This window comes from Ohtaekwangia sp., from assembly GCF_036786105.1.
Lineage (GTDB): Bacteria > Bacteroidota > Bacteroidia > Cytophagales > Cyclobacteriaceae > Ohtaekwangia.
Map to the genome: position 1 here is coordinate 13,664 of NZ_DAIQRQ010000064.1, position 16,012 is coordinate 29,675.

Sequence of the window (16,012 nt, forward strand, 5' to 3'; positions counted from 1 at the left end):
CTGTATTGGCTAGCGGTTAACCTGTAACTAATAACCATTAACGTGTAACAGCCAACGGTTAACCAAATACTGCAATCTTTATTCCAGCGAGGTCTTGGGCTGGTGATGATGAGGGTGTGTGATTCGTTTACGCGTAGTGCGCTTTCGGATAAGGGTTAACACATGCTTGGGCCACGTTATCATGTTTCCAATGAGGAAGTGATCCTTCAAATTATTCCGCAGATTGCTGCGCATAATCCGCACTACCTGGTCTTTATGTACTTCACCTACTTCATTTACCTGCAGCAATAATTCTACAGCAATAAAAGCGAGAATGGCAGCAATCAGGAAAAGAAAATTCCATTCATGAAACAAGGCAAGCCTGAAGAGCTTATTTACATCCGGACTACTCCAGGTGGCCACAACAATAAGCGATCGGTTTGTAAAGTAGTCAGCCAGAAAACCTCCCAGCACTGGTGCCAGTGATGAGAATATCGAAGTAATAATATTCTTGCACGTGAGGTAGACAATCGCGTCTTCTTTCGGTGCCAGTTTCAATCCAATATTGGTAAGCGACAGGTTTATGCCTGCCGTAGATATACCGGTAAAAATGTGAATGGAAACCAGCAGGATGAGGTTGGCATACTGATGTGTGAATATACCAACAAAGCACCATGCGATGAGGCAGAGTATATATAAAGGAGCACCAATGGCAATGATTGTCTTGTTACTGTAGCGATCCGCATACATACCCCAGGCGCGAATGGTAAATATGCTGAATATCTGGCTTACAATCGTAAAACCAATAATATAGGAAAGCTGTATATGCAGACTCTTCAGCATGAATACAGTAAAGAAAGGAGTAGCGATATTGAGCGCAAAGACCCAGGCAGAGTTGAAGATGAGCAATTTCCGGAAGTTCCGGTCTTGCAGCGGTTGTCGGATCAGGCGCAGTATATTTTCTTTTTTAAGATATGATTGCGGCTCCTGTACACGCGAAAGTATAAAGGCTCCCATAATACCAACGGTGCCGCCAATAATGAACAGAATTGCATACGTGTCCGCTTCTGCTTCCGGATAATGACGCTTCACATAATCCACCAGTAACGCCAGCACAACGCTAAGCACAACATTCAGCGTTTGTGTATAACTGCCGCGCCTGGAGAAATACGCGCCCAGCGTTTTTTCAGGCACCATATCTTTGATCCACGAGTTCCAGCTCGGCCCGGCAATAGAGCCGAAGAGATAGTAGACAAAAAGCAGTACAATGAGTGCGTTCACAAAATGATCTGCCGACACCAGGAAGGGAAGAATGCCAACGGCGATCAGTGGAACACGGGCTAACAACGCACAGCCTACTGCTACAGCCCTGCGATTGTTGAATTTGCGCACCAGCCAGATGGAAGCAAGTTGAAATAAGTTGGTGAATGTCGGCAACGAGGCCAGCAAACCGATCTGAAAATTGGAGGCTCCCATAAGCAAGGCCATGGCTACCAGAAAGGCGCCACCGGTAAGTGTAGTCATCGCTTCGGCAGCAAGACCGTCACCAATCATAAGTTTAAGGCCTGTCTTTATTTCTTCTTCCGATAGCGACTGTTTTGGCGTGAGCTTCATCATTCATGTACAGATACTCTCTGAATGGTTCTGCATTTCATTTATAAATATCATGCCTCTTAACATTGCAAAGTATGTTTCAGGTTTAATCAACGCCTGGCTCGTGTGGGCAACATAATGCGCATTTGCCATGCGTTTAGTTGAGAAGTGTCTATAACCGGGTTAATTTTCCACTCTTCCTCAGCGGGCTTCATTATTTAGACGCTTCTCTTCAATCTATTTAAACGCGCATTGGTTATGGAGCATCGAAGACGCCCCCGGATTTTTACATGGCATATTCACGGCAGTTACCTCTACTACCTGTCGCAATGCAACATTGATATTTACATACCGCTGGGAGATCCACGCCAGGAAGGCTATATAGGCCGAGGCACAACATTTCCCTTTGGCGACAATGTGATTGAAGTGCCGGTGGGCCAGGTGAAAGATATTGTTATAGACTGCATTCTCTTTCAGACAAACCGGAACTACCTGGCAGATCAATACGAAATACTCTCGGAAGAGCAGCGCGGCCTGCCGGCTATATACCTGGAGCATGATCCGCCGCAGCGCGTTCCGACCGATACCCAACACGTTGTAAACTCGCAAACGGTAACGTTAGTACACGTTACACCATTCAATGCGTTGATGTGGGATAATAACGGTACCCCTACTGCTGTAATTGATCACGGCGTTATAGCACCGGCTGTATCGTATACGGGCGATATACCCAGAGGTATTGTCGTGATCAATAACCTCTCAGAACGTGGCCGCAGACTTGGCTACGACATCTTTCACGAAGTGCGAAAGCATGTTCCGCTGGATCTTGTTGGTATGAATACCGAGATCTGCGGCGGGCTTGGAGAAGTGTTACATCCGCAGTTACCAGCCTTCATCAGCCGTTACAGATTTTTCTTCAATCCTATACGATATACCAGTTTGGGGCTTGCCGTGCTGGAAGCAATGATGATCGGTATACCCGTGGTAGGCCTTGCCACCACCGAGATGGTAACCGTTATACGTGATTGTGAATCCGGTTTTCTGCATACAGATATATACTATCTCATCGACAGGATGAAAGAATTAATAGAAAACCCTGCGCTTGCCAGGCGGCTGGGCACAGCGGGCAGACACGCGGCCATGAACAGATTTTCGATCGAACGCTTTGTGCGGGATTGGGAAGAGCTGATTGCCCGTGTGATGCAGCGTTACCCGGTATATGAAGGTGTAGCCGAATTGACAACTACAGGAGGAAACGGAATATGAAAACGAAGAGACGAATTGCTTTTATCAGTGAACATGCATCACCCCTGGCTACGCTGGGCGGCGTAGACAGTGGCGGACAAAATGTATATGTAGGTGAATTGGCGAGGCATCTTGTTGCCAAGGGATATCATATTGATATATATACCCGTTGGGACAACCGGAACCTGCCCATGGTTGTAAACTGGATGCCGCAAGTACGCATCGTTCATATTGAAGCCGGCCCTGTAGAGATACTGGAAAAAGAACAGCTGTTGCCCTATATGCCGCAGTTTACAGAAAACATGCTCAGGTTCATACAGCAGGAGGGACTGCTATATACATTAGTACATGCTAACTTCTTTATGTCGGCTATGGTAGCAAGTGGTATCAAAGCTGCACTGCAGATACCTTTTGTGGTAACGTTTCATGCGCTGGGCCATGTGCGAAAGTTACACCAGGGCGACAACGATCGTTTCCCTGCCGAGCGTGTTGATATAGAGAAGCGAATTGTTCAGGAAGCCGATCATATTATTGCGGAGTGCCCGCAAGACCAGGAAGATCTTATTCATTACTACGAAGCATCGCCTAAAAAGATATCGGTTGTACCCTGTGGATTTAATCCGCAGGAATTTTACCCCATCGATCAGTTGCTCGCCCGCATGGTGCTCTCGCTGGATGCCAGCGAGTATATCATTTTGCAACTCGGCAGAATGGTGCCGCGCAAAGGTGTAGACAATGTAGTGCGTGCGCTGGCAAAAGTACGAAGTAATAATTTACCTGTACGCCTGCTTATTGTAGGTGGGGAAACAGAAACCGTTGATCCTGCCACCGACAAAGAGATTGGCCGACTCCATGCTATTGCCCGCGAAGCAGGTGTAGAAGCGTATGTAACGTTTGCCGGCCGCAAGAATCGCGATGTGCTGAAATACTACTATGCAGCTGCTGATGTATTTATTACGACACCGTGGTATGAACCTTTTGGCATCACACCGCTTGAATCGATGGCGTGTGGCACCCCCGTTGTAGGATCGGAAGTGGGAGGTATAAAATATACAGTAAAACATGGTGAGACAGGCTTCCTTGTTCCCCCCAATGATCCGGATGCACTGGCATTGCGCATCAGCCAGATATTGACCAACGCAACGCTGGCCGAAAGTATGCGGCGCAATGCCATCAAACGCGTGAATGCAACCTTTACCTGGGCACATGTAGCGGATGCCATGAATGCAATCTACGACCGGTTGTTGCTTACTTCTGTCACAACCGGTGAAGATACACGCGAGCAGCAATTTATACAGCGGGCCTTTGAACAGGCGATTGAAACCTTCGCATTATCCAAAGATGTACTGGCAGGCCCTATACGCGAAGCGGCCGATCTGCTTGCCGAATGTTTTATGCGCAACAAAAAGACATTGGTATGCGGTAATGGAGGAAGCGCAGCCGAAAGCCAGCATCTGGTGGCCGAACTGGTAGGACGCTTCGAACTTCCTTATAGAAAAGGACTGCCCGCTATAGCACTGACAGCCGATAGCTCGGTGATTACCGCCTGGGCCAATGACATTGGATACGAAGATATATTCGCGCGGCAAGTAGAGGCATACGGACAGAAAGGCGATGTGCTGGTGTGCTTCAGCACCAGTGGTATGTCGCCCAACATTGTACGTGCCATGAAGATGGCGCTCGATAAGCAAATGTATTGCATCGCCCTGAGCGGAAAAGGTGGTGGCGAAATGTGGCAGTATGCACATGTAGACATAGTGGTGCCATCCAACAGCACGCAACGTGTGCAGGAAATGCACCTGCATCTGCTGCATACTATCTGTAGCCTGGTAGAAACTAAACTCTTTAATCTGGAACCGGAGCATAAAGCCATTCGCGGTAAGAAGAACGGCCAGGTAAAAGAGATGAATGGAAGTGATTCCTATAGTCGTGGAGTTCACCGTAAACAAGTGATATCGTTAACGAATGAAGAAAGCAGTATTCCTGGATAAAGATGGAACATTGATACAAGATATACCCTATAATGTAGATCCGGAGAGAATTGTATTGAGTGAAGGCGCGGAAGAATCGCTGGCACGTCTCAAAGAGCAGGGATATCTGCTGATTGTGATCTCCAACCAGGCAGGCGTGGCGCACGGTTATTTTGATGTGCACGACTTGCTTGGCGTTAAGGAACGATTGTTTCTGTTGCTGAAAGATCTCGATGGGTTTTACTTCTGTCCACATCATCCGGCCGGAGTGGTGCAGGCGTATGCCATTGCCTGTTATTGCCGTAAGCCGGAGCCGGGTATGATTCTGCAGGCCGCCCGCGATTTTAATATAGAGCTCTCGGAATCGTGGATGATCGGAGATATACTCTCGGATATAGAAGCCGGTAATAAGGCGGGTTGCAGAACCATTCTTATTAACAATGGCAATGAAACCGAGTGGAATTGGAATGAACAATGCAGGCCTACCTATACCGTAAAGAACTTGCGGGAGGCCTCGAAACGAATATTGGAGAAAGCATGGCAGACACAGGAAGAATAGACGCAGCATTCAGTACCATCATTCAGCAATTTGCAAACAAGCGTATACTGGTGATTGGCGATTTTATACTTGACGTATACCTGAAAGGGGTGAGCTCGCGCTTATGCCCCGAAGCGCCCGTACCGGTAGTGGATGTAGAAGATCGAACCGAGCTGCTGGGGGGTGCAGCCAACACGGCATGCAATATAGCGGCCCTTGGAGCACAAGTATCATTCTGTTCAGTAGTAGGCAGTGATGCAGCCGGACGAACTGCGCTTGAGCTGCTGCAGCGTGCAGGTATAGGCAACGGAAATATACTGATGGCCGAAGACCGGCAAACCATTGTAAAGACCCGTGTAATGGCAAGTAACCATGTGCTTATCCGGTATGATGATGGCGATGAAACCCCTGTGGCAGCATGGTGCGAAGAGGCGCTCCTGGAGAAAATATACTATACATTAAGTACCTACGATGCCATTATTCTGTCAGACTATAACAAGGGCGTTATTACTCCGCGATTGATCGAAGCGCTGGCTGCGGTAAAGAACAAGCAGCCATTCTTTATAGCAGTGGATTCAAAACGGCTTTCATTCTTTCAACCATTAAAACCTTCACTGATCAAGCCTAATTATGAAGAAGCAGTGCGGTTACTGGATCTTCCTCCGCTGGGGCACGATCGCGCGGCACAACTCCGCGACTATGGTGAAGATCTGTATATGCGCACCGGTGCAGCGATAACTGCACTAACGCTTGATGCTGAAGGCTCCCTTGTATTTAAACGGGAGAAGTTTGTTTACAAGACAAATGCTCCTTCCATTGTATCGCCCAATGTGTCGGGAGCAGGCGATACGTATATCAGTGCCTTTACACTGGCATGTATAAGCGGAGCTTCACCCCCAGAGGCTTCTGCGATTGCAACGGCCGCAGCTTCGGTAGCTATCCGGAAAGAAGGTACCGCGGTATGTTCGCAGAAAGAATTATTGATGCATTTCGACTCACACGAAAAATATATACATTCCATCAATGAGTTGGAAGACATTATTTCCGTTAACCGGCAGGCGGGGCGGAGCATTGTATTTACCAACGGGTGTTTTGATATACTCCACAGCGGTCATGTTACCTACCTGGAGAAAGCCCGGATGATGGGAGATATACTGGTAGTGGGTATGAATACAGACGACAGCATCAGGCGATTGAAAGGACCCGCGCGTCCGGTAAACGCATTACCCGATCGTATGAAAGTGCTGGCCGGATTGAGCTGCGTAAACTATATTATACCTTTTGGAGCGGAGAGCGATGATACACCCATATCGGTACTGGAGATTGTAAAGCCCGATGTATTCGTAAAAGGTGGAGATTATACAGAGGCCAGCTTGCCGGAAGCCGATACTGTACGGAAGTACGGTGGTGATATAGCCTTTATACCCCTGGTGCCCGATCATTCCACTTCTATCATCATCAGCCGTATACAGGAAGGAAATATAACCGCACGTGAACATATACCGGTATTGTTATGAAACGCTGGGATACATGCCGCAAAATACTTTGCGTTCGCCTCGATAATATAGGGGATGTAATCATGTCATCGCCTGCTATACGGGCCCTGAAAGAATCCTTTTACAGCTCCATTACGGTAATGACATCTTCGGCCGGAGGCGATGCCGCACGCCTGATACCCGGAGTGGATGATGTGATTACTGTTGATGTGCCGTGGGTAAAGCTGCAATCTTCTCCCGATCGTTATGATCATATTTTGCAATTACTCAGGGCCAAGCAATTTGATGCTGCCGTAATCTTTACCGTATATAGTCAAAGTGCCTTGCCCGCGGCTGTGTTGCTGTCAATGGCCAATATACCGTTACGGCTTGCTTACTGCAGGGAAAATCCGTACGGCCTGTTATCGCACTGGTTACCGGACGAGGAGCCCTATACATTGATCCGTCACCAGGTGATGCGTGATCTTTTTCTCGTAAGGAGTGTTGGTGCCAAAGTAAAGGACGATCGCCTCACGCTCAATCTTCCCGATCAGGCCTGGACATCTGCCAAAGCGAAACTGCAAAAGGCGGGCGTAGACGATACCAAACCTTTTATACTATTGCATCCGGGCGTCAGCGAGAAAAAACGTGAGTATCCTCAAAGGAGCTGGATGGACGTAACACGACAGGCAGCAGACTTGTTCAAGGTACCTTTGTTATTGACAGGGGCAACCGGTGAAGAAGATTATACAACCAAAATAGAACGCTCCCTGCCGGGAAAAGCATTTTCGGTAGCTGGTATGTTTTCGTTGGATGAATTTATCATGCTGGTGCGCTATGCGCGCCTGGTAGTAACCGTCAATACCAGTACGGCACATATCGCTGCGGCCACACAAACACCGGTAGTGGTACTCTATGCACTTACCAATCCTCAGCATGCTCCCTGGAAAGTGCCGGCCGCTATACTTCCGTTTGATATATCCGAATCCATGCGCAGTCGCAATGAAGTGATTCGCTATGTACACGATCATTACTACAGGGAACCGGTGCCCATGGTTACACCGGAAGAAGTTGTGAAAGCAATGCAGGTTTTGCTGGAGCAATCCGGTATACATGCCCACACCGGTGCGTACTCACACGCAGAATGAGCGAAACCGGATCGATCCATACAAATGCCAGTATACCGAGAGGAATGGTATCCATGCAGAGGTAAAAATCATCTCTGCAATATGCGCAGGCGTATGCGCTGTATTTTGCAGACGCTTCCACGCAAACAGCATTACCATGGCCAGCCATACGCAGCAGGAGAAATATAGCATGGGAATATTTTGAGAAATCAATCCCGACCATGCCAGCACGAAAAACAGGATCATGGCATAATAATGCCACGGAGGCCGTACATTGATTTTCATTCTGCAAAACTCCGGATGTTTCTTTAATAACAACGCATCAAACATTCCCTTCTTCTCTTCTTTCAGACAGCGACCCCACGACACTTTGCGTACCGGGTGTGTAACGCAGGCATTTACCACCGGATATATACGAATGCCACGCTTCATTAATTTGAATTGAAGATCGCTGTCTTCACGCCACGCCATGGTAAAGGCTTCATCCAGACCATTAATGGTTTGCAGAGCGTTGCGTGTAATGGCACAGTTGGCCGTTATAAATTCAGCACGCTCAAGGTTTGCTATATTTTGTTCGTAATCGGTAGGAGGGGTGGAGCGCGGCACAATGGTACGGCCTGTCATCGCCATCATTCGCTTTCCGGTGATGCGGTATACATCGCTGAAGGCACGAATCCACTGGGGATGTGGCAAACAATCATCATCTGTGAAAACGATGAGCGCAGCCTGTGAGCTTCTCCACCCTAAATTTCGGGCCGCAGCAGGACCACGCTTTTCAGGCAATGCCAGGATATGAATGGTTACCGGCTTGTCTGTTCGAAAGGTATTTACCGCATCAAAAGTTTCCGGATCAGGACCATCGCTTACTACAATGATCTCATAACGATTGGCCGGATAAGACTGGTTGATCAATGCATCCAGACATTTAATCAGAAGCGCAGGACGTCTGTAAGTCGGCACAACAACAGATATAAAAGGGCTCATGCGTGCATCGCACAAAAAATGATGCCTGGCATTACTTTATAGTATATAAATGAGAAATATAGCTATGAACGGTTTTAACAAAAATGAAATTCAGCGCATTGGTATCCTTCGGGCACTTTACCTGGGCGACATGTTATGCATCATTCCTGCGGTGCGCGCTTTACGCAAAGCCTTTCCTCATGCCCGGATTACCCTGGTTGGATTGCCGTGGGAGAGGAATTTTGTAAAACGCTTTTCTATATACTTTGATGATTTTATTGAGTTTCCGGGATGGCCGGGATTGCCGGAACAGGAAGTTATACCCGATAAACTGCTGGAGTTCATTGCGGCCATGCAATATGAACATTTCGATCTTTTTCTGCAGATGCAGGGAAATGGTACAGAAACAAATGCGATGAGTATCCTGTTCGGTGCACGCTACACCGCCGGACTTCGCGAACCTGGCGAGCAGGTATTTAACCCGGTATATTTCCCGGAGTCAGGAGACGATGAGCACGAAATTCTACGCTTTCTGAAACTGACCGATGCGTTAGAGATACCGCGTCAGGGTACAGCACTGGAATTTCCAATCCTGCCGGAGGAACAACGGAATTTTGAAATGATTCAACAGTCGCTCAACCTGCTTTCTCATAACTATATATGTATACATCCCGGGGCACGAAATGTACTTCGCCGATGGCCGGCAGCAAACTTTGCTGCAATCGCCAACAATCTGATCGCAAGGGAATATACCATTGTACTTACCGGCTCGGAAGACGAGCGTGATTTACTGCGTGAAGTTGCCAGCCAGATACAACAACCGGTTATAAATATTGTAGATACCTGTGGCCAGATAGGTATAGGTGAACTGGCACAGATCATTACACACAGCACACTGCTGGTAAGCAACGATACCGGTGTGTCGCATGTAGCGGCGGCATTGCAGGTGCCAAGTGTTATTATATTTTCAACATATTCCGATCCCAACCGCTGGTCGCCACTCAATACAAATCTGCACAAAGTTATTCCGCCGGAGCTGGCTAACGATGTAGCCTTTGTATGGAAACATGTTGAACAACAGCTTCTATACAAGGCTACATCCTTTATGCCAGGTGTGGCGCCTGATAATTTACCCGGCGTCAGTCATCAGTAATGTTTCTTCTTTTTCAATCGTGGCAATACCAGATGCAGGTTTCTTTTCCAGCAGGAACGATCCGATCACCAATGCATCGAAAGGTGATGTCCAGAAACATTCAATGGCATCGCGTGGTGTACATACGATTGGCTTACCCAACGTGTTGAAAGAGGTGTTGATCAATACCGGTACACCTGTAATTCGTTTGAATGCTTTTAACAGATCATAATACAGCGGGTGCTGAGTTTGATTTATAGTTTGAATACGCGCAGTACCATCTACATGTCGCACGGCCGGTATCCGGGCGGCTTTATCCGCTTTTACGTCATAAACAAATAACATAAAGGGTGAGTATCCCGCATTCTCAAACCATTCGGCAGCATCTTCCTCCAATACTACAGGTGCTACAGGTCGAAAATCCTCGCGATCTTTTACTTCATTGAGTCGCGCCTGCATGGAGGCCTGAATGGGAGAAGCCAATATTGAACGACTGCCCAGCGCACGCGGACCAAATTCCATTCTTCCCTGATACCAGCCAATGATCTTGTCTTCCGCCAATAATGCAGCCGCTTCTTCGGCTACCGCGTTCAGCTTGCGATAGGGTATCTTCGACCATTGGAGAAATTTTTCAATCTCATCATCATCATAGCCCGGGCCCCAGTAAGCGTGTTCCATTTCAAAGGAACGCGTATGGTCATGCCGTTGTTTGGCATCCACCCAAAGTGCCGCTCCCAGCGCGGTTCCGGCATCACCTGCTGCGGGTTGTACCCATATATTTTTGAAAGCTCCTTTGTCGCGCAGGTAAGCGTTCAGTACACAATTTAACGCCACACCTCCGGCCATACAAAGGTTTGCTTCCTGTGTCTTGTCGTAAAGCCATTGACTCAGTTCCAGTACGGTCTCTTGCAATACATATTGCAGCGAGTGTGCTATATTGAAGTGACGCGATGTAAACTCATCACCACGCAGGCGCATGGGGCCGAACAGTTGCGAAAGATCGATCTGATCTATTGTGTAACGGCCACTATTTTCCAGGTGGATGATAGAACGAAATTCCTTTACAAATTCCGGTTTCCCATACGAGGCAAGTGCCATTACTTTATATTCATCGGAAGAATGCAGAAAGCCAAGATGTGTTGTTATGTGTTCGTATAACAAGCCCAGGGAATGTGGCATCATTACCTGGTCGAGCAGCGTAAGGTCATTGCCACTGCCGGTATAATAGGATGTTGTGGCCAGTTCACCACGGCCATCCAGTGTCATCACAGCAGCGTTTGTATAGGGTGAAGCATGAAAAGCGCTGGCAGCATGCGAAAGATGGTGATTCACCCAATGCCATTTTTCTTTCGGTATATAACTGTTATAAAAGCGCTTTTGCAAATGGTGCGGATATCCGTCAACAAGTTGTGCAGGCGCATGCAGAATGCTTGACAAGAAGAGCGGGTCCCAGGGAGAAGTCCATAAATTACTCGAATCCGAAGGTTTGGCATCGAAGGGAATCCCGATTGAAGCGTTTCCTTTCAGTGCATCCGGAATGATCATGTACGGATCAAAAGCATAGGCAAAATGATCTACATCATTCAGGTGAATGCCTGCTATTTTCAGGCAATAGTCAATGGCATGAAACGGCAGCTCGTAAGTGGAGAAAGGTATGGGGCGCTTACCATGTTTAAAATGTGTAAAGCGTTCCTCTTCTGCTGCCGCCAGCAATTTGCCATCCTTTACAAGACAGGCAGATGAGTCGTGAAAGGTTGCGTTGATTCCAAGTGTATACATGCGATATGAGTGTTGATGAACGAAACGTTCCTAAAGGATTATTCCTGTATACAATTGTCGCGCTTGTGTAAGAGAACGGACAATGAACCTGCTTTTGAAAATTACTCTGTGGTATTTGCGAATCAACCGGCATCCGGAACGTATAAAGCGTAAGCGGTATATTTTTTTAACATGTGGTGGAGTGATCGTGTGATTTCCGAATGTACATCATCACCAGAGACAACGATCATACGCATACACGTTGCCGGATATGCTATGGCTCCGGCCGGTATTTACGGAAATCATCTTTTCGCCCGTCTACACATCCCGTAATCAATCTCAAGTCAAACCAAAGTATATATGAAAGCAGTCGTATTTCACAAACCCAAAGATATTCGCGTAGAAACCGTAGAAGATCCACAGTTGGAAGATTCGCGCGATGCCATTATTCGTGTAACGTCTACCGCTATTTGTGGTTCTGATCTCCATATTTATAACGGCATGGTGCCGCAGCCCAGACCGATGGTAATGGGCCACGAGTTTATGGGTATAGTAGAAGAAGTCGGGAAGGATGTTCGCAATCTGAAGCAAGGCGATCGTGTAGTGGTGCCTTTTCCGATAGCATGTGGTCACTGTCATTTTTGCAATATGGAGTTGCCTGTACATTGTGAAAACTCGAATCATAAAACATACGGCCCGGAAGGAGAGATTATCAAGGGAAAGGGAGCCGGCGGAGCCTTGTATGGCTATACCGATTTATACGGTGGCTATAATGGCGGGCAGGCAGAATATGCGCGTATACTATATGCCGATTACAGCCCGCGTAAAGTTCCGGATATACTCACGGATGAGCAGGCGTTGTTTCTCACCGATATATTTCCTACCGGATGGAGTGCAGTGGACTGGGCCAATATGAAAGGAGGAGAAACGGTTGCAGTGTTTGGTTGTGGCCCCGTGGGCATTATGGCCCAGAAAGCCGCATGGCTGAAAGGCGCTGCCCGGGTTATTGGCGTAGATATACAGGAGTATAGATTGGCAGCGGCCCGAATGGCCGCCAATTCGGAAACCATCAATGCAAAAGATGTTAATCCGGTAGAAGTTATACGTTCACTTACCAATGGATATGGAGCCGATGTATGCATTGATGCCGTGGGAATGGAGGCGGATCGTACCGTGATGGAGAAAGTCGTAAATGTATTGCAGGCTGAGAAAGGTAGCATGAAAGTGTTGGAGTATTGCCTGGATGCCGTACGCAGGGGAGGCGTTGTATCGGTTGTGGGGGTATATGGATCTCCATACGATAACTTCCCGTTGTACAAATGGTTTGACAAGGGAATAAAACTTGTGGGCGGCCAGGCGTTTGTGCAGCGCTACATTGATCAGCTGCTCGCTTTTGTAGTAGAAGGTAAAGTAAAACTTGACGACATCATTTCGCATACGGTGCCTCTTGCAGATGCCTCTGCGATGTATGATATATTCAATAACAAGGAAGATAACTGCGTTAAAGTTGTATTGAAGCCACAGACCTGATTGTTAACATAGATGGCTGTGCTGCCGGGTACTGCTGAGTTCATTGCAGATCGATGTCGCTTGTTTGTATTCACCGCTGAAACTTTACAGGCAGGATTTTTTATTTCATATATGCATCGAACAGATATTGAACAGCACGATTATGGCAGTGAAAACTTCTATAAAGAAAGAGCCGCGCAAACCGAACGGAGCGAAGGTTAATGGAAAAACGGACGGCAGGATATTGGGCAAATCGTATGATGCCTTCAAGGAATATAAAGGCCAGCGATATACCGGTATGCAGGTAGGACGGAGTCATAAGTGGAATTATGACAAAGGGGTGTGGAAGGAGACAAAAGTAACGCCCGACCGCTGGGAGCTTACCTACGATGTTGTAAAACGCAGAGCAGGTCATGCCCCCGAAGGCTCGGGCGTGCCGGTGGGAACTGCATATCACTGGTTTATAGTATCGCATCAATATGTGGAGAAGCTGAATGCCAATGATTACTCCACGTCTATGGTTGGACTTAAATTCAAGCTTGCACACAAGCGTGCCGATAAAGATAAATGGAGTGTATCGGATGCTACGCAGTATAAAAATCTCATTCGCATACTTGAAGATTTTATTACCGAACTGAAGAACGATCCTGCCAAAACAATGCCTGTGCCTTTGCATTTTCAATACAGGGGGAAGGAATATAAAGGCGTGGGTATACCGGTTATCTCCAGTTGCGATAACGGTGTATGTCATCAACTGGATATAACATTGAATAAAAAACATCTCGGTGTATTGAAATGCCTGAAGAACGGCTGGCGACTGACAGATGCCACGCAGGGCCTGGCCAATGCAATAGGAGAGGAAGTGTTTGAATGGTATGAATAGATCGTTCAAACAAGGTGCATGAAAAAGGGACATGTATATATCGGTACATCAGGATGGAACTATAAACATTGGATCGGTACTTTTTATCCGGCAGATATACGGGCAGATCAGCAGCTGGCGTACTTTCAGAAAACATTTCGAACGGTAGAGCTCAATAATTCATTCTACCATTTACCGGATGCGGAAACTTTTAAGAAATGGAAAGATGCCTCCCCGAAGGATTTTATATTTGCCGTAAAGGGTAGCCGTTATATTACACACATGAAAAAGCTGAAGGAGCCGGGCGAGGCCCTTCATAACTTTCTTGAAAATTCGTCTGCTCTTGGAAGAAAACGCGGCCCTGTTCTTTTTCAGTTGCCTCCCGGATGGAAACTCAATTTTGAACGCCTGCAGGAGTTTCTGAAGCAGTTGCCGCGCACCAACCGTTATACATTTGAATTTCGGAATACTTCGTGGTATACAGAAGAGGTATATACATTGCTTCAGGAATATAATTGTGCGTTTTGTATCTACGAGCTGGAAGGCCACCTCACACCTCTGAAAATTACAGCAGACTTTATATATATACGCCTGCATGGCCCGGGCGGTAAATATCAGGGCAGCTATACAAAAGCAACACTGAAACGCTGGGCCAAACGCATGAGCGACTGGGCAGCGGCCGGTAAAGATGTATATATATACTTCGATAACGATCAGGCCGGGTATGCAGCGTTCAATGCAAAGCAGTTACAGGACATGATGGAAACCATTGACGGTTGACTGTTATTCGTTAATCGATACACGTTAATTGTTATCAGGAAAAGTATATTAACAACTACCCCATAACGATCTGTGTTATTCTGTTTCCGGTAGCCATTGGGGACGAGGGAAATAAATTTGCCTCTCAGGTAAATTGTTATCAGTTACACATTAATAGCTTGGCAGTTGCCCTGCATCGATACCGCAGCGGCATCATCGCCCGGAAGTGTGGAGTGTATAGGGAAACCGGTTACCCAGCGCAATTTCGTATTTATACTTCTTTATCAGGAATAATTTTTACAGAAAGTAACTGTAAAAAAGACTATGAAACGTATTCAATGTAAAAAAACGATGGGTATAGCACTGCTTGCTATAGTAGCATGGGCAAGTGCTTGTGATGACGATGATAACCATAAGAATGATCTGATTCAGCAGGACCGTGATTTCATTGCGCAGGCATCGTATGTTAATCGCAGTGAAGTGGAATTGGGAACACTTGCCGTATCGAAAGGAAACAGTGATGCTGTCAGGATGTATGGAAGCTCCATGCGCACAGAACACCAGCCGGCTCTCGACAAGCTGAAGGGTATAGCAAGTGATCTGGGTGCAGATTTTCCTACAGGCCTCGATGCCGAGAATCAGGCAATCAAAGACAAACTGATGTCTTTATCCGGATATGCATTTGATACAGCCTATATTCACAGCCAGATAAAAGGCCATCAAAAGGCGGAAGCCTTATTCCAGGCAGAAGCAAACAATGGAAAGGAGTTGCGCCTGAAGGATTATGCGAACGACTTGCTGCCTCACATACGCATACATTTGCAAATGGCCGACAGTATAGCTGCAACACTGGTAACACCGGCGCAGGGAAGGGCTACGAACAACTAGGTATAGCGGCAGGCTACCGGCCACAAGCAGCCTGGATGTACTTGACACATGCCAGGCGTTGCATGTAGCCCAACAGGACCCGACCGCACCTATTAACGGTTAACCCTGACTCATACGGATCAACAAATTATACAAGCATACTGTATAAAAATCCTGCGAAAAGCAGGATTTATTTTTTTAATACTGCATCCGGAATAAATCAATGCTCCTCAGC

At 47.1% G+C, this 16,012-nt stretch carries 13 protein-coding genes; 10 read left to right on the plus strand and 3 right to left on the minus strand.

Annotation, left to right across the window (positions count from 1 at the left end):
• Nucleotides 1-78: 78 nt before the first annotated feature.
• Nucleotides 79-1,596, minus strand: a complete 1,518-nt coding sequence (locus V7Q33_RS19665) for an MFS transporter (RefSeq protein ID WP_331979856.1) — start codon at nt 1,594-1,596, stop codon at nt 79-81.
• Nucleotides 1,597-1,830: 234 nt separating this feature from the next.
• Between V7Q33_RS19665 and V7Q33_RS19670 the strand changes: the two genes are divergently transcribed.
• The 5 genes from V7Q33_RS19670 to V7Q33_RS19690 are packed head-to-tail and all read left to right on the plus strand — an operon-like array spanning nt 1,831 to nt 7,948.
• A complete protein-coding gene (locus V7Q33_RS19670) occupies nt 1,831-2,838 on the plus strand; it encodes a glycosyltransferase (RefSeq protein WP_331979854.1) in 1,008 nt (335 codons plus the stop codon).
• Nucleotides 2,835-4,808, plus strand: coding sequence for a glycosyltransferase (locus V7Q33_RS19675; RefSeq protein WP_333820981.1), 1,974 nt, complete (start codon nt 2,835-2,837; stop codon nt 4,806-4,808). The genes V7Q33_RS19670 and V7Q33_RS19675 overlap by 4 nt, the downstream gene beginning before the upstream one ends.
• Nucleotides 4,783-5,346 carry a D-glycero-alpha-D-manno-heptose-1,7-bisphosphate 7-phosphatase gene (locus V7Q33_RS19680; protein ID WP_331979850.1) on the plus strand — a complete coding sequence of 188 codons (564 nt, stop codon included), beginning with the start codon at nt 4,783-4,785 and terminating at the stop codon, nt 5,344-5,346. Before V7Q33_RS19675 ends, V7Q33_RS19680 begins: the two co-directional genes overlap by 26 nt.
• Complete coding sequence (rfaE2, locus tag V7Q33_RS19685) at nt 5,325-6,842, plus strand: D-glycero-beta-D-manno-heptose 1-phosphate adenylyltransferase (protein WP_333820982.1); 1,518 nt, start codon at nt 5,325-5,327, stop codon at nt 6,840-6,842. Before V7Q33_RS19680 ends, rfaE2 begins: the two co-directional genes overlap by 22 nt.
• Nucleotides 6,839-7,948 (plus strand): glycosyltransferase family 9 protein, encoded by a 1,110-nt coding sequence (locus V7Q33_RS19690; RefSeq protein ID WP_333820983.1) that lies wholly within the window; start codon nt 6,839-6,841, stop codon nt 7,946-7,948. The genes rfaE2 and V7Q33_RS19690 overlap by 4 nt, the downstream gene beginning before the upstream one ends.
• Here V7Q33_RS19690 and V7Q33_RS19695 read toward each other — a convergent pair.
• Nucleotides 7,934-8,911, minus strand: coding sequence for a glycosyltransferase family 2 protein (locus V7Q33_RS19695; RefSeq protein WP_333820984.1), 978 nt, complete (start codon nt 8,909-8,911; stop codon nt 7,934-7,936). The two genes, V7Q33_RS19690 and V7Q33_RS19695, sit on opposite strands and share 15 nt — an antisense overlap.
• Before the next feature lie 49 nt (nt 8,912-8,960).
• Here V7Q33_RS19695 and V7Q33_RS19700 point away from each other — a divergent pair, with 49 nt between their 5' ends.
• Entirely contained in the window at nt 8,961-10,043 is a 1,083-nt protein-coding gene (locus V7Q33_RS19700; RefSeq protein WP_333820985.1) for a glycosyltransferase family 9 protein, read from the plus strand.
• On the opposite strand, the gene V7Q33_RS19705 is transcribed toward V7Q33_RS19700, so the two are convergent.
• Complete coding sequence (locus tag V7Q33_RS19705; RefSeq protein WP_333820986.1) at nt 10,020-11,801, minus strand: carbamoyltransferase family protein; 1,782 nt, start codon at nt 11,799-11,801, stop codon at nt 10,020-10,022. The genes V7Q33_RS19700 and V7Q33_RS19705 overlap by 24 nt on opposite strands.
• Before the next feature lie 339 nt (nt 11,802-12,140).
• Between V7Q33_RS19705 and V7Q33_RS19710 the strand changes: the two genes are divergently transcribed.
• From V7Q33_RS19710 to V7Q33_RS19725, 4 genes are all read left to right on the plus strand, one after another.
• Nucleotides 12,141-13,310, plus strand: coding sequence for an alcohol dehydrogenase catalytic domain-containing protein (locus V7Q33_RS19710; protein WP_333820987.1), 1,170 nt, complete (start codon nt 12,141-12,143; stop codon nt 13,308-13,310).
• Between the two features lie 142 nt (nt 13,311-13,452).
• Nucleotides 13,453-14,172 (plus strand): hypothetical protein, encoded by a 720-nt coding sequence (locus V7Q33_RS19715; RefSeq protein ID WP_331979836.1) that lies wholly within the window; start codon nt 13,453-13,455, stop codon nt 14,170-14,172.
• Nucleotides 14,173-14,190: 18 nt separating this feature from the next.
• Nucleotides 14,191-14,931, plus strand: coding sequence for a DUF72 domain-containing protein (locus tag V7Q33_RS19720; RefSeq protein ID WP_331979834.1), 741 nt, complete (start codon nt 14,191-14,193; stop codon nt 14,929-14,931).
• A 303-nt stretch (nt 14,932-15,234) separates the two neighbouring features.
• The gene (locus V7Q33_RS19725) at nt 15,235-15,798 is read left to right on the plus strand and encodes a DUF4142 domain-containing protein (RefSeq protein ID WP_333820988.1); all 564 of its coding nucleotides are present in this window, start codon (nt 15,235-15,237) and stop codon (nt 15,796-15,798) included.
• Nucleotides 15,799-16,012: the final 214 nt, after the last annotated feature.